This window comes from Photorhabdus sp. RM322S (genome assembly GCF_042879395.1).
Taxonomy (GTDB): Bacteria; Pseudomonadota; Gammaproteobacteria; order Enterobacterales; family Enterobacteriaceae; genus Photorhabdus; species Photorhabdus khanii.
The window spans coordinates 41,935-68,908 of record NZ_JBHFKW010000020.1; the positions used below are offsets into that span (position 1 = coordinate 41,935).

Below are 26,974 nucleotides of genomic sequence, written 5' to 3' on the forward strand. Positions count from 1 at the left end.
ATACCTCGATATAATCAGATGATATCTACTCAAATACCGACTTTATAATATTTTTGGTTGGTAATATGTCTTGATATAAATATAATAAACTCAATAATTGAAAGAGATCATATACCTAATAGATTTCGAGTGGCAGCGCGGCGGCAAGTGAACGAATCCCCAGGAGCATAGATAACTCTGTGACTGGGGTGAGTGAAAGCAGCCAACAAAGCAGCAACTTGAAAGATGAAGGGGATATATCAATTCATTACACTATTGCTTAGGAGCTTATTGTGCCCTCTAACGAAATATTTAACCGCCTGACTACATTACTGGATGATAATCATGCCCGTTATCGAGTAATGAAACATCCAACCGCTGGACGTTCTGAAGAGGTTGCAAAAATCCGTGGCACACAACTTGGTCAAGGGGCCAAAGGATTAGTTTGTCATGTTAAAGGGGAAGGGTTCCGCCAATATGTACTTGCTGTACTCCCTGCGGATCAACAAGCTGATCTCTCTGTACTGGCAAAACAGATCGGTGGTACCCGTGCATCCTTGGCAAGTCCTAAAGAAGTTTCTGAACTGACTCAATGTGTATTCGGCTCAATTCCACCTTTCAGTTTTCACCCTGATCTAAAGCTGGTTGCAGACCCGTTATTGTTTGAACGCTTTGATGAACTGGCTTTTAATGCCGGTAGCCTTGAATGCTCTGTCATTCTCAACACCAAAGATTATCACCGGATTGCGCAACCTGAACTGGTAAACTTTCGGCGGACCAAATAAATACAATTGCAGAAAATTAAAGTGATAATAGGCAGATTGAAGAGATGTCATGAATAAATTTCATTGCTAACTTGAGGTAAACAAACAACTCTCAATTCAATAACGAAAAATTAATTAAATAGTCTATAGAAATAGGCTATTTAAGATAATATTTAAAGAATTTTTATTTAAATCAGTAACTATCCCCTCCCGCAAACTCATATTATTAGACGAAATTATCGCTATTGCTACATTATATAAACATTAAACAAGCAGATATAATTATCAAATACCATGAATATCTAATTATTCACTGTTTAGTCATATACAAAAAGTCATCAATTACACTAGGGGATAATTCCCTACCCAAACAAGGGTGTTTCTTGATAGGAATTTTCAATTATTTTAATTTCAGAATCTTTATTTCGAACATCGGCCACAAAATGACATGTCAATTATATTAGCGTTATATTGACAACAATTTAATATATCTGTTCATTATATTTTATTAAATACAAAAACCCCATACTCATTGTATTCTAAATCCGCTTTCAGAAAGAAAGATTACATTTTTCCAAAATAAGTTTTTAAGGAGTAAAGAATATGACTAATAAATTAGTTACAGGTGCAACTTTTTTCGATAGAAAATACTTTCTAGGCGAAGGGCATCATTATCCAGAAAATGATAGCATTATTCCACTGCCTTATGATCTCAACGATAGATATCGTTCAGTGAAAATTGGAACGCTATCAAAAGTCTATGCGTGGCGTCATTATAGTAATTGCGAACCAGGCCAACGCTATCGTGAATGGGAATATGATCATCCCGATATTGATAGAGAAATTAAAGGATTATCTAAATTTAAAGTCGCACCAAAAGATACATGCCTGGTTGCATTAAGAGTCATTGATGACACCAATTCAGGTATAAGATTCTCCATGTTCACAAACACAGTCTGTGTAGGACCAGTTGAAACGACGACTGATGATGATTATGCGCTCGTTGGCATACTCCCATATAATATAGAGTTAGTCACTGCTATTGCGATAAGGAATACCAGCACTGGAGTATACATTAATAACGGATCATTCTATTTTCATCGTGATTCAAATGGTGTTGTTACTATTGATGAGAAGGCTAATTTCCCTAAAAATCTGAGAATAGTCAACGCAGGTAATAACCGTTTTGATATTCATATCATCAGTACCGACTTTTCGTTCTAATCCAGGTATGATGTAACAATAATTAACTCTTGTTTCCAGAAAGGCTACGTTCTGAAAATTTAAGTAACACCGTTGCGGATTATTATTAACAACCGCAACGGTGTATTGTAATTTTTTAAAAAGACATGAGACTCAGCCATATTAGCGATAATTAAGAACTCTATTTCCATTCAGAAAAATATTTATCTAACGATTCTCTTATGAATTATCAACAAATCCAACCATTCTACTACCATATATCTATTTATAGGTATTTTCGTAATATTATTAATGTAAAATTTTCTATGACCGTTAAGATATTTAACGGAGAAAAGCAGGAAAAAGTCGAGGTTAACACGATAACTGGTGATAATTATGCTGTCGTTGATGAACTACTTATGCAGAAAGAGATAGTCACTTCAATATACGTAAGAAACACCAACACCAGAGAATATATTGGCAACGGATCATTCTATTTTTCTTATGATGCACATGGCGTTGCGATCACTGATGAAGGTCTCAATTTTCCTAAGAATCTGAAACTGGTTCATGCAGGAAATAACCGTTTTGATTTTCACATTATTAGAGCCACGCCGTTGCGGCACACCAGTTAAAAAACCGCAACGGCGCATTCCAGAATTATCGCGAAAGCTAACTACATCATACCTGATACAAGCACTTCACTCTCCTGGTCAAGCGGAAATAACAGGATCTACTCCATCCACTCAGTATGGAAAACACCCTCTTTATCAGTACGCTTATAAGTATGAGCACCGAAGTAGTCACGTTGTGCCTGAATCAAGTTAGCGGGTAATACAGCCGAACGATAACTGTCGTAATAAGAAATAGCCGCGGAAAAAGTCGGTGTTGGGATACCATTCTGCACACCATAAGAGACGACATCACGCAACGCCTGCTGATATTCATCAGCAATTTTCTTGAAGTAAGGTGCCAGTAACAGGTTAGCAATATCTGCATTTTCGTTATACGCATCAGTAATTTTTTGCAGAAATTGAGCGCGAATGATGCAACCGGCGCGGAAAATTCCAGCAATCTCACCGTAATTCAAGTTCCATTGGTATTCATCAGATACCGCTTTTAATTGCTGAAAGCCCTGAGCATATGAAACAATTTTACCCAAATAAAGTGCACGGCGCACTTTCTCAACAAATTCAACTTTATCACCTTTAAATGGCTGTGCTTGCGGCCCACTCAAAACTTTAGCGGCGGCAACTCGCTGATCTTTCAGAGAAGAGAGATAACGTGCAAATACAGATTCAGTGATCAGTGTCAATGGAATACCCAAATCGAGAGAGCTCTGGCTGGTCCACTTACCGGTCCCTTTGTTTGCTGCTTCGTCCAAAATCACATCAACCAAATATTGACCTGCTTCATCTTTCTTACGGAAAATATCAGCCGTGATTTCAATCAAATAGCTACTCAGTTCACCATTATTCCAATCAGTGAAAATCTCGTATAGCTCTTCATTGCCCAGATTCAAGGCGTTTTTCAGTAAGGAATAAGCTTCAGCAATAAGCTGCATGTCACCGTATTCAATCCCGTTGTGAACCATTTTCACATAATGACCGGCACCATCTGGGCCAATATATGCCACACAAGGTTCACCTTCAGCTTTAGCCGCGATCTCTTGCAGAATTGGCGCAACCAACTCATACGCCTCTTTCTGACCACCCGGCATGATCGATGGCCCCTTCAATGCACCCTCTTCACCACCGGAAACGCCTGTACCGATAAAATTAAAGCCTTGAGCAGAAAGCTCCCGGTTACGGCGGATAGTATCCTGAAAATAGGTATTACCACCATCAATCAAAATGTCACCTTTATCCAGATGCGGAGTCAGTGAAGCGATAGTTTTATCGGTTGCTTCGCCAGCCTTAACCATAAGCAGAATACGGCGCGGTTTTTCCAGTGAATCGACAAATTCTTCGATAGTGTAGCTTGGGACTAATTTTTTCCCTGGATTTTCGGCAATCACTTCGTCAGTTTTATCACTTGAACGATTAAATATAGATACGGAATAACCACGGCTTTCAATATTCAGTGCCAGGTTACGCCCCATCACCGCCATACCGACAACACCAATCTGCTGCTTGGACATGAATAACTCCTGTCTGATGATAATACTTGCACACTAATTATCATTAGTATGCAATTTGTTAATGTGATCACATGTTAACTCAGGATTAGGCTCAGTGGATAGTTATTGCTGCTATCAATACCGCCATAACTTATTTTTTAAAAAAAACTTCCTCAGATGAAAAATCAACTATTGAAATTTGATGAGTCAATGCCCATTATTCATTATTCGGCATGAGCCGTCATATTAAAAGGTAAAACAAACTGTATGGAATGGATCGCAGATCCGACGATATGGGCTGGACTGGTTACTCTTATCGTTCTAGAAATTGTCCTCGGAATCGACAATCTGGTCTTTATTGCCATTCTGGCAGATAAACTTCCTGAAAAACTAAGAGACAAAGCGCGTATCACAGGGTTGACTTGTGCACTACTGATGCGTGTCGTGTTGCTTTTTAGTCTCTCCTGGCTGATAACGTTAACTAATCCATTAATTACGCTCTGGGAACATCCATTCAGTGCCCGTGACTTGATTATGTTGGTAGGTGGCCTTTTCTTATTATTCAAAGCGACGATGGAGCTAAACGAGCGACTGGAAGGCAAGGATGCACACTCAGGGCAACAACGCAAAACGTCTAAATTTTGGACAGTTGTCGCACAGATAATTGTCCTTGATGCCGTCTTCTCTCTGGACTCAGTGATTACTGCTGTCGGTATAGTTGATAACATCGGTATCATGATCGCAGCAGTAACCATCGCGATGTTCCTAATGATACTGGCAAGTAAGCCATTAACAACCTTCGTCAATGCTCATCCAACCATCGTTATTCTCTGTCTGAGCTTCTTGCTGATGATCGGTTTCAGTCTAGTCGCCGAAGGTTTTGGTTATCACATACCAAAAGGTTACTTGTACGCCGCTATCGGCTTCTCAATTATGATTGAATCCCTGAATCAATTCGCTCAGTTTAACCGCCGCAGATTTCTTACTGCTTCCCGATCACTGCGTGAAAGAACAGCGGAGGCCGTTTTGCGTATCCTCAGTGGCAAACATGAAAAGGCAGAATTGGATAACCATACATCTAATCTGATTTCTGATAATCAGGAAGTGTTTGATCCACAAGAACGCCAAATGATTGCCAGAGTTCTGGGCATGGCGCAGCGTAACGTCAACAGTATCATGACCTCACGCCACGACGTGGAATACCTTGATATCAATGCACCGGCAGAAAATCTGACGCAAATACTGAGTAAAAGCCCTCACACACGCATTGTCGTGACAGATGAAAATGTCAGTGACGAACCATTAGGTGTTGTCCATGTTATTGATTTACTGAATCAACAACTCAACCAACAGCCTTTTGATTTGCATTCGTTGATAAAACAACCGTTGATTTTCCCTGAGCAGCTCTCACTGCTTCAGGCATTGGAGCAGTTCCGCCAGGCGCAGACTCACTTCGCATTTGTCGTCGATGAATTTGGTTCTGTGGAAGGTGTTGTTACTCTGACCGATGTCATGGAAACTATCGCGGGTAATCTGCCGGTAGATGGCGAAGAAACTGATGCCCGTCATGACATTCAAGCGACTGAAAATGGCTGCTGGATTGCCAATGGTTATATGCCGCTGGATGATTTGATCCTTTATGTTCCTTTGCAACTGGATGAGAAGCGTGAATATCAAACCTTAGCAGGTTTATTGATGGAACATTCACAACATATTCCACAGCAAGGTGAACAATTGCAGATTGATAATTATCTATTTGAACCACTGGAAGTCACTAGTCACCGAATTAATAAGGTAAAAATTACGCCATTGGTTTCAGAAGAAGAGAATAAAGAATAACTCAGTGCGGTGTTGATCACTGAGTGCTTATTTCCCTCTGGAAACAAGATAAAGCCCCGGTCAGCTAATTAAGGCTGTACCGGGCTGGCACATCAGGTAAGTTTCTAATCTACTGATGTTCTTTGCTGCTACTATTACGGGCACTCCAATCATTGATGATCTGTTTTGCTTTATTCTCCAGCTCATTACGCAGCAATTGCTCAATATCAAGGTTGTATTTCAGATTGCTCCAACTACCATAAACCCGCAGCGGTACTTTCAGTTTGCTCAAACGGCGCACCCATTCATCATCTGCATCCCATCCTTGAGTTACCTGCACTTTTAAAGCGACATCAACATCTTGTTTAAGCAGGTTGGCCTCACCCTGACCATCAATATTTAACAGCTCGGATACGGCATGAAGCTGACTGATTTTTACATCACCCCGATTAAGTACTGCTTTAATATCAAGCCTTTTGGCACGGGTAAAGTTACCCATATCATCAGGGATATTCACTTTATTCGTTGCACGGGCAACGGATTGCTGGATCAATTGGGAGATATTCAATCCATGCATTTTGGCATTAACTAAACTGAAATTAAGATCACCATGCCAAATATGCGCAATAGCATAACCATCATATCCTTTACCAGAAAGATCGCCATTCAGATTGAATTTACCACTAAATGCCTGTGGTAAAGAAAATGCTTTGAGTATTGGTTCCAGTTCTATATCTTGCAGTAAGGGCTTGATATGTAATTTAAGTTGATTACCTGTTGCATCCAGAATGGTTGGAATAGAGAAATGACCGCCAAATAATTTCCCACTCAGAACAGAAATTTCGGCAATACCATCATTACTCGCTGCTTTGAATATCAGGTCATCGATCTCCATTCCCCGATAAATAAATTTGTTCGCATTAACAGTAACACTGGCATTAAAATCATTCAGAAATGCAGCGCTGTAATCAGGCTGCACTGAGCTCGAAACCGCAATCACCGGTTTAGCTGAACTATTCTCTATCCGGTAATGGCGTTTAGCTTCTGAACTATCTTCAGGAAGCAAATCCCATCCCACCAGATTATCTAAATTCAATTTTTGGGAAGATAAATTTATCTGATAATCAGGGTGAGCACCTAATATTGCCTTTATACTGCCATGCAGCTCACTCTCATTAGCCGTGAAACTCAGTGCCTGTAGAGAGATTGTTTGTGGTTCATCTGTCGTTTTTTCCTGATAAACAGCATTCACTTTTCCCGAACCACTAATCCCTCCCGTGGGTATACCTACCCCCTGAAGCTGATAATCGAAAGCATCAATATTACCGGCAACACGATATGGATGACCCGAAATGTCTACATTTGCATTAAGATTAAAAGCCAGTTCTTGCTGATTCTTACTGACCTTACTGCTCAATTCCACACTGATATGGTTTTGATCCCCCCGTTTCATTAGCAGATTAATATCGCGGACATTCAACTGAGCGTGATCATCTCTTTGCCAGATAAGTAAACTGTCAGCGACTTTAATTCTGGCAATATCAAGTTTCCAGCGTTCCCCTTTGGCGACAGGATTTGCTGTATTCCCTTTCGGTGCAACAGGGGCATTCTCTTTTTCCTGAACTTTGCTTTCCGGGGTTAATCGCAACACCGCCCCCTTTAACATCACCTCTTTAACTGCAAGCTGATGAGAAAGAAGTGGCCACAACTCCACATCCAGGCGCATATTTTCTGCCGTCACTGCCGGTTGCGCCGCTCCCGGTGCAGTCAATGACATACGCCCGGTAATAATGCTGAGTTTTGGCCAAACATGCCAACGCATACCGTCTTGCAGAACAAGCTGATAGCCACTCTTTTTTTGCACCTGCTTAACCATATAAGCACGAAAGTCATTCGGGTTCACTAACATGACTAATGCCGCTAAACCGGTAATAATCACGACCAGTAAAATAACCAGTGCCGTCAGTAATCTTTTCATGACTTCCTCAGCTTTATTAAAGCGGTAAATGCGACTCAGTAGCCGATAAAAACATTAATCTTCATCAATACGGCTACTCACCGCACCTTGCTGATTTTTATATTTTGCATCTTGACGACGATTATATGGACGATCAGCCGGGCCAGATAACGGTTCAAAACTCAAAGCACCGATCACCATACCCGGACGCAACGCCAGAGGCAATTTACCAGAATTATAGAATTCGAGAACAATCTGACCATGCCAGCCCGGATCGATGCGGTGCGCCGTCACATGCACCATCAATCCAAGACGGGCAAGAGAAGAGCGTCCGTCAAGCCAGCCCACCAAATCATCAGGCAACGTGACGGATTCCAGAGTGACAGCCAGTGCCAACTCTCCAGGGTGGAGGAAAAAAACCTCATCGTCAGGCAGGATAATTTCATCGCTCATCACACGATCAAGAGCAGCACTGACTTCATCTTTTGGGCCACTCAAATCAATATACGCGGCAGTATGGCCACGGAAAACACGAAACTGATTTCCAAGGCGCACATCAGCCGTTGCCCCGTTAATTCGTTCAATCGGCGGACGTGGAGAAATGACCAATTTACCTTCATCAAGCCATTTAATAATGTCACGGTCACAGAGTCGCACTATTTTCCCTCTCAAATACGATGATGCTTATCAATGCCTGACAAGCAAAGTTTTATTATTCGCAGAACTGACCAATTTTGGCTTTCAGCACATCAATCGCTACGCGGTTTTTACCCCCGCGTGGCACAATAATATCTGCATATTGTTTTGATGGCTCAATAAATTGCAGAAACATTGGACGTACAGTTTTATGATATTGCTCAATAACAGAATCCAGAGAACGTCCTCGGTCATTAACATCCCGTTTAATACGACGCATAAGACAAATATCCAACGGTGTATCAATGAAAATAGAGAAGTCCATCTCCTGGCGCAAGCGCTTATCCGTCAATAGCAGAATACCTTCCAGAATAATAACTCTTTTCGGCGCAAAATAAATCGCTTCTGACTTGCGGGTATGAGCGGCATAATCATACTGTGGTAATTCAATCGATTTACCGGCTTTCAGATCTTGCAGATGAGAAAAGAGCAGATTGTGATCCATGGAACTTGGGTGGTCATAATTGGTCTTATAACGCTCTTCCATTGATAGATCGCTTTGGTCTTTATAGTAACAATCTTCTGGGATAATACCGATGTTGTGATCACCAACCTGAGCGCGTAATTCACGGTAAAGTGTATTCGCAATGAGACTTTTACCTGAGGCAGATGCACCGGAAATTCCTACAATTGTGCACTGATGTGCTTCGTCAGCCATAATAGAGATTAACCTGATTCTAGAAAAAATGGGGAACAAAGCACCTAAGAGTGCTAAGTCGGGCAAGATTATAGGGAGTTAATGATATCTGTTCCAGTGTAAACAAGATTAAGTCTCATTTTTTTCGAAGCGTTTCGCATAAAAACCATGCAACAGAGATGAATCTGAAAAGAATTCTTTCTTCGATACGCAAAAAACGGGTTATAAAAATATCATAACCCGTTACTACTCATCGAATATGGATATTAAACAGCGCGGAACGAAATCTCCGTCGGTATCTTCTCACCCTGCCAGTACATCTGCGCAGAAATATTCGCGGCAATTTCCCGGTAAATATCCGTGAATTCACTATCAGGATTGCTGATAACGGTTGGCTCTCCACGGTCAAGATCTTCACGTAACGAAATATGCAGAGGAATTTGTCCCAACAGTTTGCAATGATATTTAGCGGCCAGTTTTTCCGCCCCGCCAGTACCAAAAATAGGCTCCAGGTGACCACAGTTGCCGCAAATATGTGCACTCATGTTTTCAACGATACCCAGTACAGGAACTTTCACTTTTTGGAACATGACAATGCCTTTCATCGCATCAATTAAGGCGATATCTTGAGGCGTTGTCACCACCAGCGCCCCCGTGACCGGGATGTTTTGTGACAACGTCAGCTGAATATCACCGGTCCCCGGTGGCATATCAATAACCAGATAATCAAGATCCGGCCATAATGTATCCTGTAACATCTGCATCAATGCCTTACTGGCCATCGGGCCACGCCATACCATTGCATTGTCATCTGTCACCAGATAACCAATGGAGTTAGTGGCAAGGCCATGAGTCATAATAGGCGCCATATGCTGACCATCCGGGGAAGTTGGGCGTTCTTTGGCAGTTCCCAACATACTCGGAACAGAAGGACCGTAGATATCCGCATCCAGAATACCCACTTTTGCCCCTTCCTGAACCAACGCCAACGCCAGGTTTACCGCGGTGCTGGATTTACCCACGCCACCTTTACCTGAGCTGACAGCCAAAATATTACGAACACCATTAATTCCCGACAAATCGTTAGCGCGGCGTAATGTGCTGATATCATGGTTCAATTTCCACGCAACAGATTTTGCGCCGGTCACTGACTGCAATTTTTGCGTTGTCGCCTCTTTCAGAGTTTCAAAACCACGCCGCCAGACAAACGGCATGATCAATTCAATGTGCAGAACATCATCAAGCATCGTACAGTGATGCAGGGCTTTCAGAACTGTCAGATCGTGTTCTAGTGTCGGGTGTGTAAAAGTAGCAAGTATTTTTGTTACCTGAGATTTCAGCAGGTCAGGATTGGTCTGCTCGGGGGATTTTGCGCTCATCCCGGCTCCTTTGATTATCATGATTAACTATAAAAGCCATCTTTTCATCATAACAGAACCCAATGAGTTCGGATAAGGTCAGCAACAAAAACCCACTTCTCAATCACTGATTCAATTTTTATCCAACAAAACCCGCGAAGATCAAGAGTTACCCTAGCGACAATTTTTTTGATCAGGTAACATCAAACTCCCTTTTCATTTATTGGAAGTCAGATCCTTACTATGTCTCAAGTCGCAAAAAAATTATTGGTGACGTGTGCGTTGCCATATGCTAACGGTCCAATCCATCTTGGTCACATGCTGGAACATATCCAGGCAGATATTTGGGTCCGTTTTCAGCGAATGCGCGGCAAAGAGGTTCACTTTATCTGCGCCGATGACGCTCACGGAACACCAATCATGCTGAAAGCACAGCAAATGGGTATTGCTCCCGAAGAGATGATCGCCGCCGTGAACCAGGAGCATCATCAGGATTTTACTGGCTTTTCAATCGGCTATGATAACTATCACTCTACGCACAGCAGAGAGAACCAGGAATTATCAACTGAAATCTATTTGGAGCTGAAAAAGAACGGCTACATTAAGAACCGCACTATTTCTCAGTTATACGATCCTGAGAAAGGGATGTTTCTACCTGACCGCTTTGTAAAAGGCTCCTGCCCGAAATGTAAGGCAGAAGATCAGTATGGTGATAACTGTGAGATTTGCGGTTCAACTTACAGCCCAACGGAACTGATTAACCCACGTTCTGCTGTCTCCGGTGCAACGCCAGAACTGCGTGAATCCGAGCACTTTTTCTTCGATTTACCTGTATTCAGTGACATGTTACAAGCATGGACCCGTTCCGGTGCATTACAAGAACAGGTTGCTAACAAGATGCAGGAATGGTTTGAATCCGGCTTACAGCAGTGGGATATCACCCGTGATGCCCCCTACTTTGGTTTTGAAATTCCTGATGCACCGGGCAAATATTTCTATGTCTGGTTGGATGCGCCTATTGGCTATATGGGTTCTTTCCAAAACCTGTGTGACAAACGCGGAAATCTGAGCTTTGATGAGTTCTGGGCAAAAGATTCCACCGCCGATCTTTATCACTTTATTGGTAAAGACATTGTCTATTTCCACAGCCTATTCTGGCCGGCCATGCTGGAAGGCAGCGGTTACCGCAAACCAACAAATCTGTTTGTTCACGGCTACGTCACCGTCAACGGCACGAAAATGTCCAAATCCCGTGGTACCTTTATCAAGGCCAGCACTTATCTGGATCATCTGGATGCAGACTGCCTGCGTTATTACTATGCGGCCAAACTCTCTTCCCGTATTGATGATATCGACCTGAACCTGGAAGACTTTGTCCAGCGTGTTAACAGCGATATCGTTAACAAAGTTGTTAACCTGGCTTCCCGTAACGCGGGTTTCATTAATAAACGCTTTAGTGGCAAGCTAGCGGATAAACTGGCTGATCCAGCGCTTTACCAGAAGTTTATTGATGGCGCGAAAGTGATTGAAGAAGAGTTCAACAACCGCGAATTCAGTAAAGCAATCCGTGAAATCATGGCATTGGCTGATTTGGCAAACCGTTATGTGGATGAGCAGGCTCCATGGGTTGTGGCAAAAGAAGAAGGCCGCGATGCAGATCTGCAAGCTATCTGTTCAATGGGCATCAACCTGTTCCGCGTTCTGATGACTTTCCTGAAACCCGTTTTACCCAGTCTGGCAGAACGCGCAGAAGCTTTCCTGAATACAGAACTGACCTGGAATGGTATTGAACAGCCTCTGCTGGATCATCAGGTTTCCACCTTTAAGGCCCTGTTTAACCGCATTGATATGGATAAAGTCAATGCGATGGTTACTGCGTCTAAAGAAAGCATCAGCGCACCACAAAAAGTCAGCGGCCCACTGGCAGAAGATCCGATTCAGGATATGATCACTTTTGATGATTTCGCCAAAGTTGATATGCGCGTCGCCCTTATCAAACAGGCTGATTCTGTAGAAGGCTCAGATAAACTGCTGAAACTGACTCTGGATCTTGGTGGCGAAACCCGCCAGGTATTTTCCGGTATCCGCTCCAGCTATCCCGATCCAAAAGCACTGGAAGGCCGTTTAACCATCATGGTTGCCAACCTGGCTCCGCGTAAAATGCGCTTCGGCATTTCTGAAGGAATGGTAATGGCTGCTGGGCCTGGCGGAAAAGATATCTTCCTACTCAGTCCTGACAGTGGCGCACAACCGGGTATGCAGGTGAAATAACAACCAATTTATTGCAAATATATCTTACATGCGGGGATCAGCGATGGTCCCCGCTTTTTTTGAATGTGATCTATAGCACATTCCCAAGGTTAATTGTATGATGAATTCCTCATTGGAATAAGGAATTTTGTTATGTCGTTTCGTGAAGTACTGATTATAGGTTGGCAGTACCTGCGAGCATTTGTACTGATTTATCTGTGTTTGTTGGCAGGCAATGCCATCTCTGCTCTGTTACCCATCGCAGTTCCCGGCAGTATTATCGGTATGTTGATATTGTTCGTCTTATTGGCTTTCCAATTGATCCCTGCCCACTGGGCAAAACCAGGTTGCAGTCTATTACTGAGAAATATGACCCTGCTGTTTCTGCCTATCGGTGTAGGCGTTATGAATTATTACGATCAACTCAGCCAACAGATACTACCGATTGTCCTTTCATGCCTGATCAGCACCGCAATTGTTATGATTATTGTTGCTTACAGTTCCCATTATGTTCACCGCGCACGTCCAATTATCGGCTCTGTATCAGAAGTTAAGACTGAACAAGAAAAACAAGAGAAATAAATATGTTAAGTCACATTTGGTGGTCACTGCCATTAACATTGATTGTATTCTACGCCGCAAGAAAACTTTCACTAAAATTCAAAATTCCTATTCTGAATCCCTTATTGGTTTCTATCGCTGTACTGATTCCAATACTGTTAATAACCAATACCCCTTATGAACACTATTTCGCCGGCAGCCAAATTCTTAATGATCTGCTTCAGCCCGCCGTGGTTGCGCTGGCATTTCCTTTATATGAACAGTTGCACCAGATCCGCGCCCAATGGAAGTCCATTATCAGTATCTGTTTTATCGGCAGTATTGTCGCTATGGTTACAGGTACTGCTATTGCATTATGGACGGGCGCAACACCTGAAATGGCTGCCTCAATACTGCCTAAATCAGTCACTACACCAATAGCAATGGCAGTCGCAGATGCTATCGGCGGTATTCCGGCAATCAGTGCCGCTTGCGTCATTTTTGTCGGCATTCTTGGGGCAATATTTGGTCATAACCTGTTCGATCTCTTACAAGTGAAAACCAAAGCATCCCGCGGTTTGGCAATGGGAACAGCATCACATGCTTTAGGCACCGCCCGTTGTACAGAAGTCAACTTTGTTGAAGGAGCATACAGTTCATTAGCACTGATGACCTGCGGTATCATTACTTCACTGACTGCCCCTTTTATATTCCCAGTGCTGCTATATCTATTTGGCTAATTACCAGTTGAAAAATTTGACATAAATCTCTCAATTAACAACTTCAATTACATAATTTTCATTATTTATGTGATACATATCACATTATAAATCTGATCAGAGCGTCTAGAATGATCTTAAGTTAATTTGGAGATCATTCTATGCAAGCTCGCTTTCGCTCTATCTGGGCACAATTGCCATCTAAGCTACAAGATGCACTTTTGCCCTATGCAGGAAACGACAACTTCCCTGCCATGCTTACGGCTGCACAAGCTAAATCTGTCAAGAAAACCTGTGGCTTCGACGATAATACGTTGGCTATCGCCCTGTTGCCACTCGCAGCGGCATGTTCCCTGGCTCCGATATCACATTTTAATGTCGGTGCAATTGCCCGTGGTGAAAGCGGAAATCTCTATTTTGGGGCCAACATGGAATTTACCAATGTGCCATTACAGCAAACGGTTCATGCTGAACAATGTGCTATTACTCACGCCTGGTTACGCGGTGAGAAAAAACTGGTATCTATCACGGTTAATTACTCTCCATGCGGTCACTGCCGCCAGTTTATGAATGAACTTAATAGTGGCACACAATTAGAGATCCTCTTGCCAAAACAAGAGCCTTCAACATTAGGTGACTATTTGCCAGGCTCCTTTGGTCCAAACGATCTGGGTATCACAACCCTGTTGATGGATCCAATTAATCATGGTTATAAACTAGAAACCACTGATGAACTTGTACTGACCGCACTGGACGCAGCAAACCGAAGCCATGCTCCATACAGCAATTCATACAGTGGTATAGCACTGCTGGGAAAAGATGGAAAAATCTATCCTGGGCGCTATGCAGAAAATGCCGCATTTAATCCAAGCTTACCCCCATTGCAAGCTGCCCTGATCCTGATGAATATTTCTGGTGGTGATTGTCTGGCTATCGAAAGAGCCGTATTAGTTGAGGGAAAAAACAGCGAGTTGTCCCAACAAAGTGCAACTCAATCCACACTTGCTGCACTAGGCTGTAGTAAATTTGAGTACCACACGTTCTAAATTCAGTGAAAAATGCGCTTTCCCTCTATTCAGATTATATATATCAATTAATGGGGAACACTATGGATACTATTACGGTAGAACTGCAACCATGCGTATACGAAATTGGTATCGACGGCTTTGCCGGGCATCACGCCCGGCCATAGGAAGTCAAATACACAATGAAAGATTTTCTCCTACAAAAATAGTTAACGTAACATTTTATTAGCTAAATCTGGATGTTATCTCTCATTTTTACTCATAATACCTCTAATTAAGTAACATTTGCTGTACATATTTTTCCTATCTCTTAGGATCTATAACTGACCTTGTTATCCATTTAGTTCAAAGAGTAAGATTCATGGAACTGGAACACGAAAGTAAACGTCCATTATATATTCCCTATTCTGGCCCCATCCTGTTGGAATTTCCCCTGCTGAATAAAGGCAGTGCCTTTACTGAAGCAGAACGCGGCAACTTTAACCTTCATGGCTTATTACCGGAAACAGTTGAAACCATCGAAGAACAAGCTGAACGCGCCTATCGGCAGTATCTTGATTTCAAAAATGATGCAGATAAACACATTTATTTGCGAAATATTCAAGACACTAACGAAACTCTGTTCTACCGCCTGCTGGATGCACATTTGAGCGAAATGATGCCAATCATTTATACCCCAACGGTTGGTGAAGCTTGTGAACATTTTTCTGATATTTACCGCCGCGCCCGTGGCTTGTTCATCTCATATCCAAATAAAACGCATATTGATGACATGCTGCAAAATGCGACTAAACAAAATGTAAAAGTTATCGTTGTCACCGATGGTGAACGTATTCTTGGTCTGGGTGACCAAGGTATCGGCGGTATGGGTATTCCTATTGGCAAACTTTCCCTGTATACCGCCTGTGGTGGTATCAGCCCGGCTTATACACTGCCGGTAGTCCTGGATGTGGGAACGAACAACCCCCAGCGCCTGAATGACCCGTTATATATGGGCTGGCGCCATCCGCGGATTACCGGCGCAGAATATGATGAATTTGTTGATGAATTTATTCAGGCCGTCAAGCGCCGCTGGCCGAATGTGCTGCTACAGTTTGAAGATTTCGCACAAAAAAATGCCATGCCTCTGCTCGACCGCTATCGCCACGAAATTTGTTGCTTTAATGATGACATTCAGGGAACCGCCGCTGTAACACTGGGTAGCCTGATCGCAGCCAGCCGTGCTGCCGGTCGTCAATTGAAAGATCAAACTGTCACTTTCCTGGGAGCAGGTTCCGCCGGTTGCGGTATTGCAGAGCAGATTGTCGCCCAGATGAAATCTGAAGGTTTAAGTGAAGAACAAGCTCGCGCCCGTATTTTCATGGTTGATCGTTTCGGTTTACTGACGGATAAGCTGCCAAATTTATTGGATTTCCAGAATAAACTGGTACAAAAAAGCGACTCCTTGGCTGAATGGGATGTGAACAGCGGTTCTATCTCTCTGCTCGACGTTGTTCGTAATGCTAAACCTACGGTACTGATTGGCGTTTCAGGTCAAGCAGGTCTGTTTACAGAAGAGATCATCCGTGAGATGCATAAACACAGTGAACGTCCAATCGTTATGCCATTATCCAACCCAACTTCCCGTGTTGAAGCCCGTCCTGAAGATATTATCAACTGGACTAATGGCGCTGCGCTGGTTGCAACAGGTAGCCCATTCAATCCGGTAAAATACAAAGATCAAGAGTATCCGATCGCTCAATGTAACAACTCCTATATCTTCCCAGGAATTGGCTTAGGTGTTATTGCCTCCGGGGCCAAACTCGTCACTGATGATATGTTGATGGTAGCAAGCCGGACACTGGCTGATTTTTCACCATTGGCTAAAAACGGTACAGGCCCATTACTGCCACTCATTGATGATATTCAAGAAGTTTCTCGCAAAATTGCGAAACAAGTTGCAAAAGAAGCGCAAATACAAGGTGTTGCAACTGTCACATCCGATGGTGCGTTGGATGAAGCGATTGAACGTAACTTCTGGAAACCGGAATATCGCGTATATAAACGCACTTCATTGTGACAGTTATCCGCCTAAATCGGGCAAGGACTTACCCATGTCATCGGCTGTTACTCGTCCCTGGCGAGTCTGACACAAGCCCAGAAGGCAGAAACGACGAGTCCCGCAGCCTTTAAATCCACGATACCTCTATGCCGCATATTCATTGCGGCATTTTAATATCTGAAAACCCTGCAAGATTTTTTCCTTATATCTCTGTCCACATTGACCGAAGGTTTATGGCGATTTTTGCTAAATTATACTTAACCGATATAATATTATTGCGTTGCATACTCACAGCCCCCAAAAAATATTTTACGAATTTATCTGTGTTAAAAATATACCATCAAATAGTTGCCTGTAATCGAGTTTTAATATGATATCTTTATTTTCTTAACTTCTCTCATTCACCAAACATACCATAAATGCGCCTAAAAAACTCATCACAGGCATAAAATAGCATCAAAATAAACACTAAAAACAGTAGTGTAAAGATAATTTACATTCAAGTATTTAAACATAATTTCCATATTTATAGGATTGGGATGTGATACTCCCAATCCCTAAAAAAACATTCCCAATATACTAATTACATCAATAATATCATTAATTCCATAACATTAGATGTTTATTTGGTGATACACCGATGAAACTTTGCAATGATATTCTATTTCCCTCAGAAAAACTACGAATTGCATGAGGTTTCCTGGTGTTTATTATTATTAAATCCCCCAACTCTGGCTTAATAGAAATAGATGGAGGAAGAGAACCCCGCCAATCATGTTCTGAACTATCTTCAATCAACTCGGTAATAGGAATAGCTGGAACATCCCACAACTCTAATTCCCCTCCACTTACAGGTACTTTTATATATATGTTTACAGAAAATTGCCCTAGCAAATTGACAGATTGTTGTTGAAGGCCATCAAAGTGAGGTTGTATTTCAGACATGATAGAGAGTTCTGGTCTTCTCATGACCCTGGCAATCCCTGCATGCATCTTTTTACCTTCAAAATTTGCAATACTGGCACCCGCAGACCATACTTCATCCAGCTCTAAACGAAATTTATCGAAAGGTGCCAGCATTGGAGCACAGAAATTCCTGACGTTTCTTATCGCGGGTAATGCATTCTCAAAATATCTTTTATAACTATCACTATCTTTGGGTTTTCCAAAAGTCATATTATAAGGCACACCAACTCTATCAACACCATAATCGACTAAAACAATTTCATCTCCTTTTTTTAAATCATGAAGATAATGTTCTAAATTTTCATGAGAGAGGAAAAAATCAGAAAGTTTATCTGAAATATGATTATCTACATATTTTTTCACATGGACGGCTAACACTTCATCATTAAATAACTTCTCGAGATCACCTTCTTGCAAAGAATTAGATAAAATCACTTCATTTTTCATAAAAGTCACCTTGTTATACTTAACATGATTTTGGAAAATTCTCCTACATAAAAATACACCAGAAAATGTTAATCCAAACATTCTATCCAATAAAAACACTTTTAATCAACACGATATTAATCACCAAAATAGATATAGATATAGATTTAAGTTATTTTACTAATTCCATATTTAACAATAGAGGCAGTTCTGATGACAATAATTTTATTTTACAAGCTTTACTATCACTTTAAGAACAATCAATTTAATATTTAATGGCAATAATAAATAGACAACATAATCTCTCATAACTTTCTGGCAAATTAGAATGGGCATATCTATCGCAGAAACAGAGCCGGCAATATATTATTATTTAACATCAATATTGAGTATAAAGTAAAACGTGTAAAAATCAAAAATAACATGCCAGAATTCATAAAAAGAATATACATATTCTTAACCTGAATATTGTTAGCGAATTTATCTTAATGTCTTAATCTTCCGATATTTTTTCAATCTCAACATTTGACGGCTCTCTTAGATAACGTCCCCAGATGCGATGCCTGCCGATTGCGGTGGGACAAAACATTAAGAAACAGACAACAAAAAATCACTGTCAGGCTTTTTTCTTATAGAGAAAACTTGCTTCAAAATTTCAGGTAAAGTAGCCTTTAGTCAATATTAGTCATTGATACATATTAAAGGCAAAAGCATGTGGAAGCGCCTGATAATTGGTCTGTTATTCATCGCAGGGATGCTGACGCTCACAGCTATTGCACTTGACCGCTGGATTAGCTGGAAAACGGCCCCTTATATTTTTGATGATCTCAAACAACTTCCCGAACGTGAAGTAGGTATGGTGCTTGGTACGTCTAAATACTACCATTCTGGCGCACCCAATCAGTATTATATATACCGCATTCAGGGGGCAGTTAATGCTTATAACAGCGACAAAATCAAATATCTCTTACTGAGTGGCGATAATGCCCAGCAAAGCTATAACGAACCTGTCACCATGCGCAGGGATTTAGTAAGAGCAGGTATTCCTGCCACAAACATCGTGCTGGATTTTGCGGGTTTCAGAACCCTTGATTCGATAGTCAGAACCCGTAAAGTTTTTGACACCAATGATTTTACGATTATCACTCAACGATTCCATTGCGAACGAGCGCTGTTTATCGCTATGCATATGGGAATTGATGCTCAGTGCTATGCGGTTTCCACACCTAAAAATATGATTATCGTCCGGTTACGTGAAATAATTGCCCGCCTTGGCGCCTTAACTGATCTTTATATTTTGAAACGCGAACCGCGTTTCCTGGGTCCTTTGATCCCAATTCCTGCTCCACATAAAGTACCAGAAGGTATAACCGATTATCCGGCGGTAACTCCGGAAGAATTGCAGGAAATGGACAAAACCCAGCCTAAGAGGAGCGTGCCAATACCGCCGTAAGATTTCGCCACAGCCATTCTGATGGCCCTTGCCGGTGACGGCGTAACCACCAGCATGAAAAAAGCACATTCACTGTCCAAATAAATGGAATAAATGCCAGTAACTCCAGGCGGCTGAATTGACCAAATAATCCAAAGTGATAAAACAACACAGTGCAGATTAAAGTTTGTAGTAAATAATTACTCATCGCCATTCGTCCTACCTGCCTGAACCAGCGATTAATTCGCCAATATGCAATTACCGGCCAGAAACCATAGATCAAAGCCATATAACCCAGTGCCTGAAATGGAATTACCAATTCAGAAAGGATATAGCCAACAATACCTGACCAAAAGTAATCCCAATCATGCGCATATTGGAGCGCCACAGAGAATATCTGGACAGCAACACTGAGTGGTATCAGCAATAGCGCCACATTTCGATAATAGCTCACCGGAAATTCACCTTTCAACCAGCCATTACGCACTAATCCGGCACCACATAACATAATGCCGATCAGTTGCCAGCCATACTGAACAAATAGCATGACCATCATCAACATGACCTGATTGAAACGCTCTTCCACTGCCAGCCATCCACCACCCGTTTTCCAGAATGTTTCGTATAACATATGGAATTCGGTCGGTCGCCAGGCATCGTTAGATTCACCTCTGGAAAAAAAACCAAGAATAAATAACAGCACTAATCCAATCAGATAAAAAACAGCACCTTGCATAAATAACCGGCTACTGGTGCTATTTTGACTAATCAGATGAAAACTAAAAAAACCGGCCAAACTATAAGAGAGTAAAATATCACCATCCCAGAACAGGATGCCATGTATCCCGCCAATCAGGGCAAGTATGATTAATCGTGGATAATTCCAGACTTTTCCCCTTGGTAGTAGTAACTCCAGTGTTGCACCAAATAAGAAGGCAAAAATACACAGGAATTTTCCCTGAGCAAAGATACTGAGCACAGACCAGATAATCAAATCAGTTGCAGAAGCTGAACCATTATATCCTGGGTTCAAATAAGCTGCGGATGGCAAAGCAAAACCGGAGATATTGAGCAGCAATATCCCCAGAATCGCCAGACCACGAACACTGTCCAATGAATCAATTCTCTGACGGGTCATTTTTATATCCCGACGTAAAAATTACAAATGGCGTGTCGTGCGTAAAAACTCCTGACGGGTATTTTGACTGGATTTAAACAACCCACCCAAAGATGTCGTTGTCGTGGTACTGGTTGCATCACGGACGCCCCTGGCTTTCACACAGTAATGAACTGCATCAATAGATACGGCAACATTATTGGTACCAAGCAATATCTGTAATGCAATCAGAATCTGTTGGGTCAGACGTTCCTGTACCTGTGGACGTTGCGAAAAAAACTGCACAATGCGGTTAATTTTAGATAACCCAATCACTTTATCTTTCGGGATATAGGAAACAGTCGCCTTACCATCAATAGTCACAAAATGATGTTCACAGGTGCTGGTTAACGTGATATCACGCACCGTCACCATTTCATCCACTTTCATTTTATTTTCTATCAATGTGATTTTCGGGAAATTACTGTAGTCCAACCCTGAAAAAATTTCATCAACATACATTTTCGCAATACGATTGGGGGTTTCCGCTAAACTGTCATCATTTAGATCAAGATTCAACAGTTTCATAATTTCCGTCATATGCTCCTCAATCCGCTCCTTTCGCACTTCCGGCGCCAGCGCCTGACCACGAAGAGGCGTTTCAAGACCACGAGCTTCCAGCGCCGAATGCACAAGCTCGGCTTCTTTACTTAGGGATGACATTATTTTCTCCAAAGGTATTACTTTCCATTATCTGGCGGGAACTAAGACAATCTGATATTTCGCGCCGCGTTAACATCGCGGCTATGATTGGTATAGCACAACCAAGCGTCTGAGCCAACAATTCAGTTTGCTGTGATATGGGATAAACCGACATTTGTATGCGCGTTTCATGGCATTACACACCAGCCTCACCAGCGGATTTATGCCTGTTACAAACCAACAACCCAGCAATCACCAGAGTGATCAATGCCACATACAGCGCAGGCTCCAGTTTCCCGGTTATCGCGGTGGAAACCGCTGACAGCACCGGCCCAACAAGCTGCCCAATAGCATAACCTGTAGTCAGCAACCCGGCCATATAACGGCTATGTTCTGGCGCCAGTTCACGCCCATACTGAAACGCCATTTGCACCGAGCACATAAAACCACCACCAATCAGCAAAGCGCTTAACGCCAAACCACTTATTCCCGGTACAATCTCAGCGATAAGGATCCCCGCGGCCTGGATCCATAAAGTGATTGCCAGCCGGATTTGGGTTGTCAGTATATGATGGGTCAGAATAGCGAAACCAATGCCGATGACGGCGGCGCCACCAAATATCGGCCAGACAAACTGAGCAAACAAGCTGCCAGGGAAACGATCACTTGCCATTTGCGAAAGAAAAGTGGCAGGTAAAATATAACCAAACCCAGCCAAACTGTAGCTCCATACCAACCGCTTAATTGCTGGTGTCCAAATCAGCTTCTTCACCTCAGTCTGTGGACGATGTAGTTTACCGCTACGGGGCAAATGCTGACTAATATAGATACTAAAAATCAGCGCCACAGTGCCATACAACATCCACGCTTCGGCAGCACTCAGTTGCCATGCCTGAATCCCGACAGCAAGAATACCAGTAACGAATATCCCGACTCCGGGTCCCGCAAATATGGCAACACCCAATGCAGGACGGTTTAAGCTGGCTAACTGCTCATTTACCCATGCCGCTACCAGCACTAATGTCAAGCCACTGGCCCAACCAATAAAAAAACGGGCGACACTGTGTAATATCGGCCCATCCAGCAGTGCAGAGAGCAACGTGATAATGACCACTCCCCATAATCCTGCCCAGAGCCGATATTCAATAAAACGGCGCACCCGCATCGCATCATAGGAACCTGCCAGATATCCCAGATAGTTAAAAGCTGCGACGATACCCGCACCGGTCAGACTAAGCTGGGATTCTGCGATCATTAAGGGAACTTGAGGAGTGAAGGTAAAACGTCCAATTCCCATAGCAACAACCAATGCCAAAAAACCACTCATTGCGATATGAAAAACCTGATAGCTGCGATTCGGTTGGGGAGAAGTTGAATTGTTCATCGTCATGAAAACATCATTTATTAATTTATTTTTCATAAGCTATAACAAAAATCAAAGGCAATACACTCTTCTTATTAATAAAATTTACAAAAAAACGTAAATTATTTCTTCCCCTTAATAAAGTATTCAGTAAGCCTTAAGTTACAGTATCTGGAACGACAGAGTATTTGAAATCTCGTGCTCCACTCTATTCGTTCACCTTTACTAAGGTTAAATCAGGCTGTTACCGCGCAACATAAACTGAGCCTGCTCTCAATAATGCCATAATGATACTGTCAAGCCGCTACCAGAAATGTATGATTTGTCATGTTGTGTGTACCAATATTATTAATAAGGAGCTTTTTATGTATAAAGAATTCCAAGGTAAGACAGCAATTGTTACCGGAGGTGGAACCGGTATAGGACGGGCTATCAGTATCATGCTGGCGAAACAAGGTGCTGCTGTAGCAGTTATCTATTCACAAAGTGAACTTGAAGCTCAGGAAACAACAGCATCAATTATCAGGGACGGAGGGCAAGCCATCGCGATAAAAGCCGATGTTACCGACGAATCTGCTGTACAGGCAATGATCAACACTGTTGCCGAAAAATTTAACGGCATCGACTACCTGATTAATAATGCAGGAACAACAAAGCAACTTCAATTTGATGATCTCGAATCTATATCCGACAGTATTTGGGATACCATTCTTGACGTTAACGTGAAAGGCACATTTCATTGTTGCCGGTATGCAGCACCTTATCTTAGGAAAAGAGCAGGTAGTGCTATCGTGAATGTCGGTAGTATCTCTGGCGAAACCGGCTACGGTTCTTCTATTCCCTATGCGGTTTCCAAATCAGCCATTCACGGGCTCACAAGATCATTGGCCCGTGCGTTGGCACCATCAATAAGGGTTAACTGCGTGGCCCCAGGCGCAGTCGAAACCAGGTGGTGGAAAGGGCTGGAGGAGAAAATGCGAACCCTCTGTGCAAATTTGCCTTTAGAACGCATCTCAACACCAGAAGATGTTGCAGAAATAACCTTGATGTTACTAAAAGCAGAAGCAATGACAGGGCAGATCATCAAGATTGACAGTGGTCAAACTTTATAAAATTTACCTGATCACATCGTAAATATTAATAGCTGGATGCCTCCAGATTCAATCGGACTTACTGTGGTAGCCAGCTATTTCTCTCTGAGCAAACATTAGATAATATCTACGTTTATCTTGTAAAAATGAGCTAATTCTCAAAGGATATTGCATGCATATAACCCTTACTGATGTAAATAAGGATAATTATGAAGATGTCTGTGACCTCTCTGTAGCCGATCACCAATATGAATATGTTGCAGAGAATACGTGGTCACTCGTTGAGTCAAAATTCAACCCCTCATACCAAACACGCACAATTTGCTTAGACGATAAACCTGTCGGATTTTTTATGTGGGTACCTGAGACAGACCAGAGAATATCGATTTGGCGGTTTATGGTGGATCAGCACTATCAAAACAAAGGTATTGGACGCAAAGCAATGCTGCTGGCCCTTGATGAAATTAGTCGAACAGATGGATTAGAAGAGATCGAAATCTGTTACAACCCGAATAATCCTGTAGCGCGAAACTTTTACTCCAGCTTTGGTTTCGTTGAAGTCGGTATAGATGAAGACAACGAAGACATGTTGGCAATGATTAAAGTTTAATATAACTATACCCTATAGATTTCAAGATGCATCGCGACGGCAAGGGAGCGAATCCCCGGGAGCATAGCAAACTCTGTGACCGGGGTGAGCGAGTGCAGCCAACAAAGAGGCAACTTGAAAGATAACGGGTATAACGCATATGATGATCTCTGCCATAATAGTGCTATTACAAAATGCTATCTGGGAGCACCATTATGGATCATTGTCACACCTCTGGATTGATCTCTTTGGAACAAGCGCTGGAAAAACTCCTGACGCAAGTTGCACCACTGACTGACACAGAAACCGTCAATCTCACCCAATCATCAGGACGGATTACCGCGGCAGATATTATTTCTCCTATCAATGTCCCACCTTTTGCTAACTCAGCAATGGATGGTTATGCCGTTCGCTATACCGATTTGAATGGAAACATCTCCCTTCCTATGGCAGGAAAAGCACTGGCTGGCGCACCTTTTCAGGGAGAATGGCCTGCAACAACCTGCATCCGGATTATGACCGGCGCTCCTGTTCCCGCAGGTGCTGATACTGTCATTATGCAAGAGCACGCAGAAGTTACTGATGAGGGTATTGTTTTCTCTCAACCAGCCAAACAGGGCCAGAATATCCGTCTGGCCGGCGAAGATATCCCCAAAGGCGCGGTGGTATTGCCGGCAGGCAATAAATTATCCACCGCTCAATTACCATTGATTGCCTCTTTGGGCATCGCTGAAATCGAAGTGGTTCGCAAATTAAAAGTTGCCATCTTCTCCACTGGTGATGAACTGCAAGCCATCGGTCAGCCACTTAAAGAAGGTCAGATTTATGATACCAACCGTTTTGCTGTTCGCCTGATGCTGGAAAAACTGGACTGCGACGTTATTGATTTAGGCGTTATCGCAGATAACCCAGAAGCTTTGCGCCATGTTTTCGAAGAGGCAGATCAAAAAGCGGATTTAGTTATCAGTAGTGGCGGTATTTCCGTAGGTGAAGCAGACTACACCAAACAGATTTTGGATGAGCTGGGCGAAATCAGTTTCTGGAAACTGGCAATTAAACCGGGTAAACCTTTTACTTTTGGCAAACTGAAAAACGCCTGGTTCTGTGGTTTGCCAGGTAATCCAGTTTCAGCTGTCCTTACCTTCTATCAACTGGTGCAACCTTTAATCGCCCGTTTGTCCGGTTTTACAGCATGGCAACCACCCATGCGCCTCCATGCTAAGGTGACTACGCCATTGAAAAAAACACCGGGAAGAACAGATTTTCAACGCGGTATTGTCTCTGTGAATGAACAAGGTGAGCTGGAAGTGCGCACTACAGGGCATCAAGGCTCACATATATTCAGTTCATTCAGTCTGGGTAACTGCTTTATCGTTCTGGAGCGAGAACGTGGCCGGGTAGAAGCTGGCGAAATTGTTAAGATCGAATTGTTCAATCATCTATTGAAAAACGAATAATGACCATTGAACTGACAGACGCAGAAGCTCTGCGCTATAACCGACAGATTGTCCTGCACGGGTTTGATTTTGACGGCCAGGAAAAACTGAAATCCTCGAAGATCCTGATAGTCGGTGCAGGTGGCTTAGGCTGTGCTGCATCTCAGTATCTGACAGCAGCAGGCGTGGGAACAATAACACTGCTGGATTTTGATACCGTTTCTCTCTCGAACCTGCAACGGCAGATCCTCCATCGGGATGAACGCATCGGGATGGCCAAGGTACACTCGGCCCAAATAACGCTTCAAGCAATAAACCCGCATGCCACCATCAAAACCGTCGCTGCATTGCTGGAAGATCAGGCGCTGGATGAGCTTATCAGCGAAAATAATGCCGTATTGGATTGCACTGATAATGTGGCGATCCGCGAGCAGTTGAACCGCCTGTGCCTCGTCAGGAAAACGCCACTGGTTTCCGGCGCAGCTATTCGCATGGAAGGACAATTGACCGTATTTACTTATCAGCCGAATTCCCCCTGCTACCGCTGCTTGAACAGACTATTTGGTGAAAATAACCTGACTTGTGTGGAAACGGGCGTTATGGCGCCATTGGTCGGTACTATCGGGACATTGCAAGCCATGGAAACCATCAAATTACTCACTGGATATGGCAAGGTAAGCAGCGGAAAGGTTTTACTGTTTGATGCCATGACGATGCAATTCCGTGATATTACGTTACTAAAAGATCCAAATTGCGAAGTGTGCAGCAGCTAACCATCCACAGATAAA

23 protein-coding genes are annotated in these 26,974 nt (G+C 42.7%); 14 read left to right on the forward strand and 9 right to left on the reverse strand.

From position 1 onward, the window contains the following. Positions 1-272: 272 nt before the first annotated feature. The 3 genes from ACGF63_RS13280 to ACGF63_RS13290 all read left to right on the forward strand — a co-directional run bounded on the left by ACGF63_RS13280 (position 273) and on the right by ACGF63_RS13290 (position 2,560). Entirely contained in the window at positions 273-764 is a 492-nt protein-coding gene (locus tag ACGF63_RS13280) for a YbaK/prolyl-tRNA synthetase associated domain-containing protein (protein WP_387631361.1), read from the forward strand. A 582-nt stretch (positions 765-1,346) separates the two neighbouring features. Further along, positions 1,347-1,967 carry a beta/gamma crystallin domain-containing protein gene (locus ACGF63_RS13285; RefSeq protein ID WP_036850869.1) on the forward strand — a complete coding sequence of 207 codons (621 nt, stop codon included), beginning with the start codon at positions 1,347-1,349 and terminating at the stop codon, positions 1,965-1,967. Between the two features lie 284 nt (positions 1,968-2,251). Beyond that, a complete protein-coding gene (locus ACGF63_RS13290) occupies positions 2,252-2,560 on the forward strand; it encodes a hypothetical protein (protein ID WP_239002424.1) in 309 nt (102 codons plus the stop codon). Between the two features lie 98 nt (positions 2,561-2,658). Here ACGF63_RS13290 and gndA read toward each other — a convergent pair whose 3' ends face one another. Next, positions 2,659-4,065 carry an NADP-dependent phosphogluconate dehydrogenase gene (gene gndA / locus ACGF63_RS13295; RefSeq protein WP_152962800.1) on the reverse strand — a complete coding sequence of 469 codons (1,407 nt, stop codon included), beginning with the start codon at positions 4,063-4,065 and terminating at the stop codon, positions 2,659-2,661. 246 nt (positions 4,066-4,311) lie between these two features. Between gndA and ACGF63_RS13300 the strand changes: the two genes are divergently transcribed. After that, positions 4,312-5,883, forward strand: coding sequence for a TerC family protein (locus tag ACGF63_RS13300; RefSeq protein WP_152962799.1), 1,572 nt, complete (start codon positions 4,312-4,314; stop codon positions 5,881-5,883). 109 nt (positions 5,884-5,992) lie between these two features. Here the strand turns inward: ACGF63_RS13300 and asmA are convergent, their stop codons facing one another. The 4 genes from asmA to apbC all read right to left on the reverse strand — a co-directional run bounded on the left by asmA (position 5,993) and on the right by apbC (position 10,531). Beyond that, complete coding sequence (asmA, locus tag ACGF63_RS13305) at positions 5,993-7,840, reverse strand: outer membrane assembly protein AsmA (protein ID WP_387631364.1); 1,848 nt, start codon at positions 7,838-7,840, stop codon at positions 5,993-5,995. Between the two features lie 54 nt (positions 7,841-7,894). Further along, positions 7,895-8,476, reverse strand: coding sequence for a dCTP deaminase (gene dcd, locus ACGF63_RS13310; RefSeq protein WP_036850859.1), 582 nt, complete (start codon positions 8,474-8,476; stop codon positions 7,895-7,897). Between the two features lie 55 nt (positions 8,477-8,531). Continuing rightward, a complete protein-coding gene (udk, locus tag ACGF63_RS13315) occupies positions 8,532-9,173 on the reverse strand; it encodes a uridine kinase (protein WP_036850856.1) in 642 nt (213 codons plus the stop codon). A gap of 245 nt (positions 9,174-9,418) precedes the next feature. Next, positions 9,419-10,531: an iron-sulfur cluster carrier protein ApbC gene (gene apbC, locus ACGF63_RS13320; protein WP_036850853.1), complete on the reverse strand. Its 1,113-nt coding sequence runs from the start codon at positions 10,529-10,531 to the stop codon at positions 9,419-9,421. Positions 10,532-10,753: 222 nt separating this feature from the next. Here apbC and metG point away from each other — a divergent pair, with 222 nt between their 5' ends. The 5 genes from metG to ACGF63_RS13345 all read left to right on the forward strand — a co-directional run bounded on the left by metG (position 10,754) and on the right by ACGF63_RS13345 (position 17,103). Further along, positions 10,754-12,781 carry a methionine--tRNA ligase gene (metG, locus tag ACGF63_RS13325; protein WP_387631368.1) on the forward strand — a complete coding sequence of 676 codons (2,028 nt, stop codon included), beginning with the start codon at positions 10,754-10,756 and terminating at the stop codon, positions 12,779-12,781. Positions 12,782-12,913: 132 nt separating this feature from the next. After that, positions 12,914-13,342: a CidA/LrgA family protein gene (locus tag ACGF63_RS13330; protein WP_152962794.1), complete on the forward strand. Its 429-nt coding sequence runs from the start codon at positions 12,914-12,916 to the stop codon at positions 13,340-13,342. A gap of 2 nt (positions 13,343-13,344) precedes the next feature. After that, positions 13,345-14,040, forward strand: coding sequence for a CidB/LrgB family autolysis modulator (locus ACGF63_RS13335; RefSeq protein ID WP_387631371.1), 696 nt, complete (start codon positions 13,345-13,347; stop codon positions 14,038-14,040). 140 nt (positions 14,041-14,180) lie between these two features. Continuing rightward, positions 14,181-15,065, forward strand: coding sequence for a cytidine deaminase (gene cdd, locus ACGF63_RS13340; protein WP_036850846.1), 885 nt, complete (start codon positions 14,181-14,183; stop codon positions 15,063-15,065). Between the two features lie 340 nt (positions 15,066-15,405). Then, positions 15,406-17,103: an NAD-dependent malic enzyme gene (locus ACGF63_RS13345; protein WP_152962792.1), complete on the forward strand. Its 1,698-nt coding sequence runs from the start codon at positions 15,406-15,408 to the stop codon at positions 17,101-17,103. A gap of 582 nt (positions 17,104-17,685) precedes the next feature. On the opposite strand, the gene ACGF63_RS13350 is transcribed toward ACGF63_RS13345, so the two are convergent. After that, positions 17,686-18,498 (reverse strand): 2OG-Fe(II) oxygenase, encoded by an 813-nt coding sequence (locus tag ACGF63_RS13350; protein ID WP_036850844.1) that lies wholly within the window; start codon positions 18,496-18,498, stop codon positions 17,686-17,688. A 691-nt stretch (positions 18,499-19,189) separates the two neighbouring features. On the opposite strand from ACGF63_RS13350, the gene sanA reads away from it, so the two are divergent. Further along, positions 19,190-19,930 carry an outer membrane permeability protein SanA gene (gene sanA / locus ACGF63_RS13355; protein ID WP_387631375.1) on the forward strand — a complete coding sequence of 247 codons (741 nt, stop codon included), beginning with the start codon at positions 19,190-19,192 and terminating at the stop codon, positions 19,928-19,930. Here sanA and yeiB read toward each other — a convergent pair. The 3 genes from yeiB to ACGF63_RS13370 all read right to left on the reverse strand — a co-directional run bounded on the left by yeiB (position 19,902) and on the right by ACGF63_RS13370 (position 23,097). Beyond that, positions 19,902-21,047, reverse strand: a complete 1,146-nt coding sequence (gene yeiB, locus ACGF63_RS13360) for a DUF418 domain-containing protein YeiB (protein WP_036850842.1) — start codon at positions 21,045-21,047, stop codon at positions 19,902-19,904. The two genes, sanA and yeiB, sit on opposite strands and share 29 nt — an antisense overlap. A gap of 21 nt (positions 21,048-21,068) precedes the next feature. Then, positions 21,069-21,728 (reverse strand): GTP cyclohydrolase I FolE, encoded by a 660-nt coding sequence (gene folE / locus ACGF63_RS13365; protein ID WP_036850839.1) that lies wholly within the window; start codon positions 21,726-21,728, stop codon positions 21,069-21,071. A 175-nt stretch (positions 21,729-21,903) separates the two neighbouring features. After that, the gene (locus ACGF63_RS13370) at positions 21,904-23,097 is read right to left on the reverse strand and encodes a YbfB/YjiJ family MFS transporter (RefSeq protein ID WP_387631377.1); all 1,194 of its coding nucleotides are present in this window, start codon (positions 23,095-23,097) and stop codon (positions 21,904-21,906) included. 338 nt (positions 23,098-23,435) lie between these two features. On the opposite strand from ACGF63_RS13370, the gene ACGF63_RS13375 reads away from it, so the two are divergent. From ACGF63_RS13375 to moeB, 4 genes are all read left to right on the forward strand, one after another. Further along, a complete protein-coding gene (locus tag ACGF63_RS13375; RefSeq protein ID WP_152962790.1) occupies positions 23,436-24,182 on the forward strand; it encodes an SDR family NAD(P)-dependent oxidoreductase in 747 nt (248 codons plus the stop codon). A gap of 151 nt (positions 24,183-24,333) precedes the next feature. Continuing rightward, positions 24,334-24,771: a GNAT family N-acetyltransferase gene (locus tag ACGF63_RS13380; protein ID WP_152962789.1), complete on the forward strand. Its 438-nt coding sequence runs from the start codon at positions 24,334-24,336 to the stop codon at positions 24,769-24,771. Positions 24,772-24,965: 194 nt separating this feature from the next. Continuing rightward, on the forward strand, positions 24,966-26,207 hold the full coding sequence (gene moeA / locus ACGF63_RS13385) for a molybdopterin molybdotransferase MoeA (protein ID WP_152962788.1): 1,242 nt from the start codon (positions 24,966-24,968) through the stop codon (positions 26,205-26,207). Further along, entirely contained in the window at positions 26,207-26,959 is a 753-nt protein-coding gene (gene moeB, locus ACGF63_RS13390; protein ID WP_036850823.1) for a molybdopterin-synthase adenylyltransferase MoeB, read from the forward strand. The genes moeA and moeB overlap by 1 nt, the downstream gene beginning before the upstream one ends. Positions 26,960-26,974: the final 15 nt, after the last annotated feature.

What these genes read in the sequence shown, in the direction of transcription:
- ACGF63_RS13285 (WP_036850869.1), top strand. Translation starts at nt 1,347, where the DNA reads ATGACTAATAAATTAGTTACAGGTGCAACTTTTTTCGATAGAAAATAC.
- ACGF63_RS13290 (WP_239002424.1), top strand. Translation starts at nt 2,252, where the DNA reads ATGACCGTTAAGATATTTAACGGAGAAAAGCAGGAAAAAGTCGAGGTT.
- gndA (WP_152962800.1), bottom strand. Translation starts at nt 4,065, where the DNA reads ATGTCCAAGCAGCAGATTGGTGTTGTCGGTATGGCGGTGATGGGGCGT.
- ACGF63_RS13300 (WP_152962799.1), top strand. Translation starts at nt 4,312, where the DNA reads ATGGAATGGATCGCAGATCCGACGATATGGGCTGGACTGGTTACTCTT.
- asmA (WP_387631364.1), bottom strand. Translation starts at nt 7,840, where the DNA reads ATGAAAAGATTACTGACGGCACTGGTTATTTTACTGGTCGTGATTATT.
- udk (WP_036850856.1), bottom strand. Translation starts at nt 9,173, where the DNA reads ATGGCTGACGAAGCACATCAGTGCACAATTGTAGGAATTTCCGGTGCA.
- apbC (WP_036850853.1), bottom strand. Translation starts at nt 10,531, where the DNA reads ATGAGCGCAAAATCCCCCGAGCAGACCAATCCTGACCTGCTGAAATCT.
- metG (WP_387631368.1), top strand. Translation starts at nt 10,754, where the DNA reads ATGTCTCAAGTCGCAAAAAAATTATTGGTGACGTGTGCGTTGCCATAT.
- ACGF63_RS13330 (WP_152962794.1), top strand. Translation starts at nt 12,914, where the DNA reads ATGTCGTTTCGTGAAGTACTGATTATAGGTTGGCAGTACCTGCGAGCA.
- ACGF63_RS13335 (WP_387631371.1), top strand. Translation starts at nt 13,345, where the DNA reads ATGTTAAGTCACATTTGGTGGTCACTGCCATTAACATTGATTGTATTC.
- cdd (WP_036850846.1), top strand. Translation starts at nt 14,181, where the DNA reads ATGCAAGCTCGCTTTCGCTCTATCTGGGCACAATTGCCATCTAAGCTA.
- ACGF63_RS13345 (WP_152962792.1), top strand. Translation starts at nt 15,406, where the DNA reads ATGGAACTGGAACACGAAAGTAAACGTCCATTATATATTCCCTATTCT.
- ACGF63_RS13350 (WP_036850844.1), bottom strand. Translation starts at nt 18,498, where the DNA reads ATGAAAAATGAAGTGATTTTATCTAATTCTTTGCAAGAAGGTGATCTC.
- sanA (WP_387631375.1), top strand. Translation starts at nt 19,190, where the DNA reads ATGTGGAAGCGCCTGATAATTGGTCTGTTATTCATCGCAGGGATGCTG.
- yeiB (WP_036850842.1), bottom strand. Translation starts at nt 21,047, where the DNA reads ATGACCCGTCAGAGAATTGATTCATTGGACAGTGTTCGTGGTCTGGCG.
- folE (WP_036850839.1), bottom strand. Translation starts at nt 21,728, where the DNA reads ATGTCATCCCTAAGTAAAGAAGCCGAGCTTGTGCATTCGGCGCTGGAA.
- ACGF63_RS13370 (WP_387631377.1), bottom strand. Translation starts at nt 23,097, where the DNA reads ATGACGATGAACAATTCAACTTCTCCCCAACCGAATCGCAGCTATCAG.
- ACGF63_RS13375 (WP_152962790.1), top strand. Translation starts at nt 23,436, where the DNA reads ATGTATAAAGAATTCCAAGGTAAGACAGCAATTGTTACCGGAGGTGGA.
- ACGF63_RS13380 (WP_152962789.1), top strand. Translation starts at nt 24,334, where the DNA reads ATGCATATAACCCTTACTGATGTAAATAAGGATAATTATGAAGATGTC.
- moeA (WP_152962788.1), top strand. Translation starts at nt 24,966, where the DNA reads ATGGATCATTGTCACACCTCTGGATTGATCTCTTTGGAACAAGCGCTG.
- moeB (WP_036850823.1), top strand. Translation starts at nt 26,207, where the DNA reads ATGACCATTGAACTGACAGACGCAGAAGCTCTGCGCTATAACCGACAG.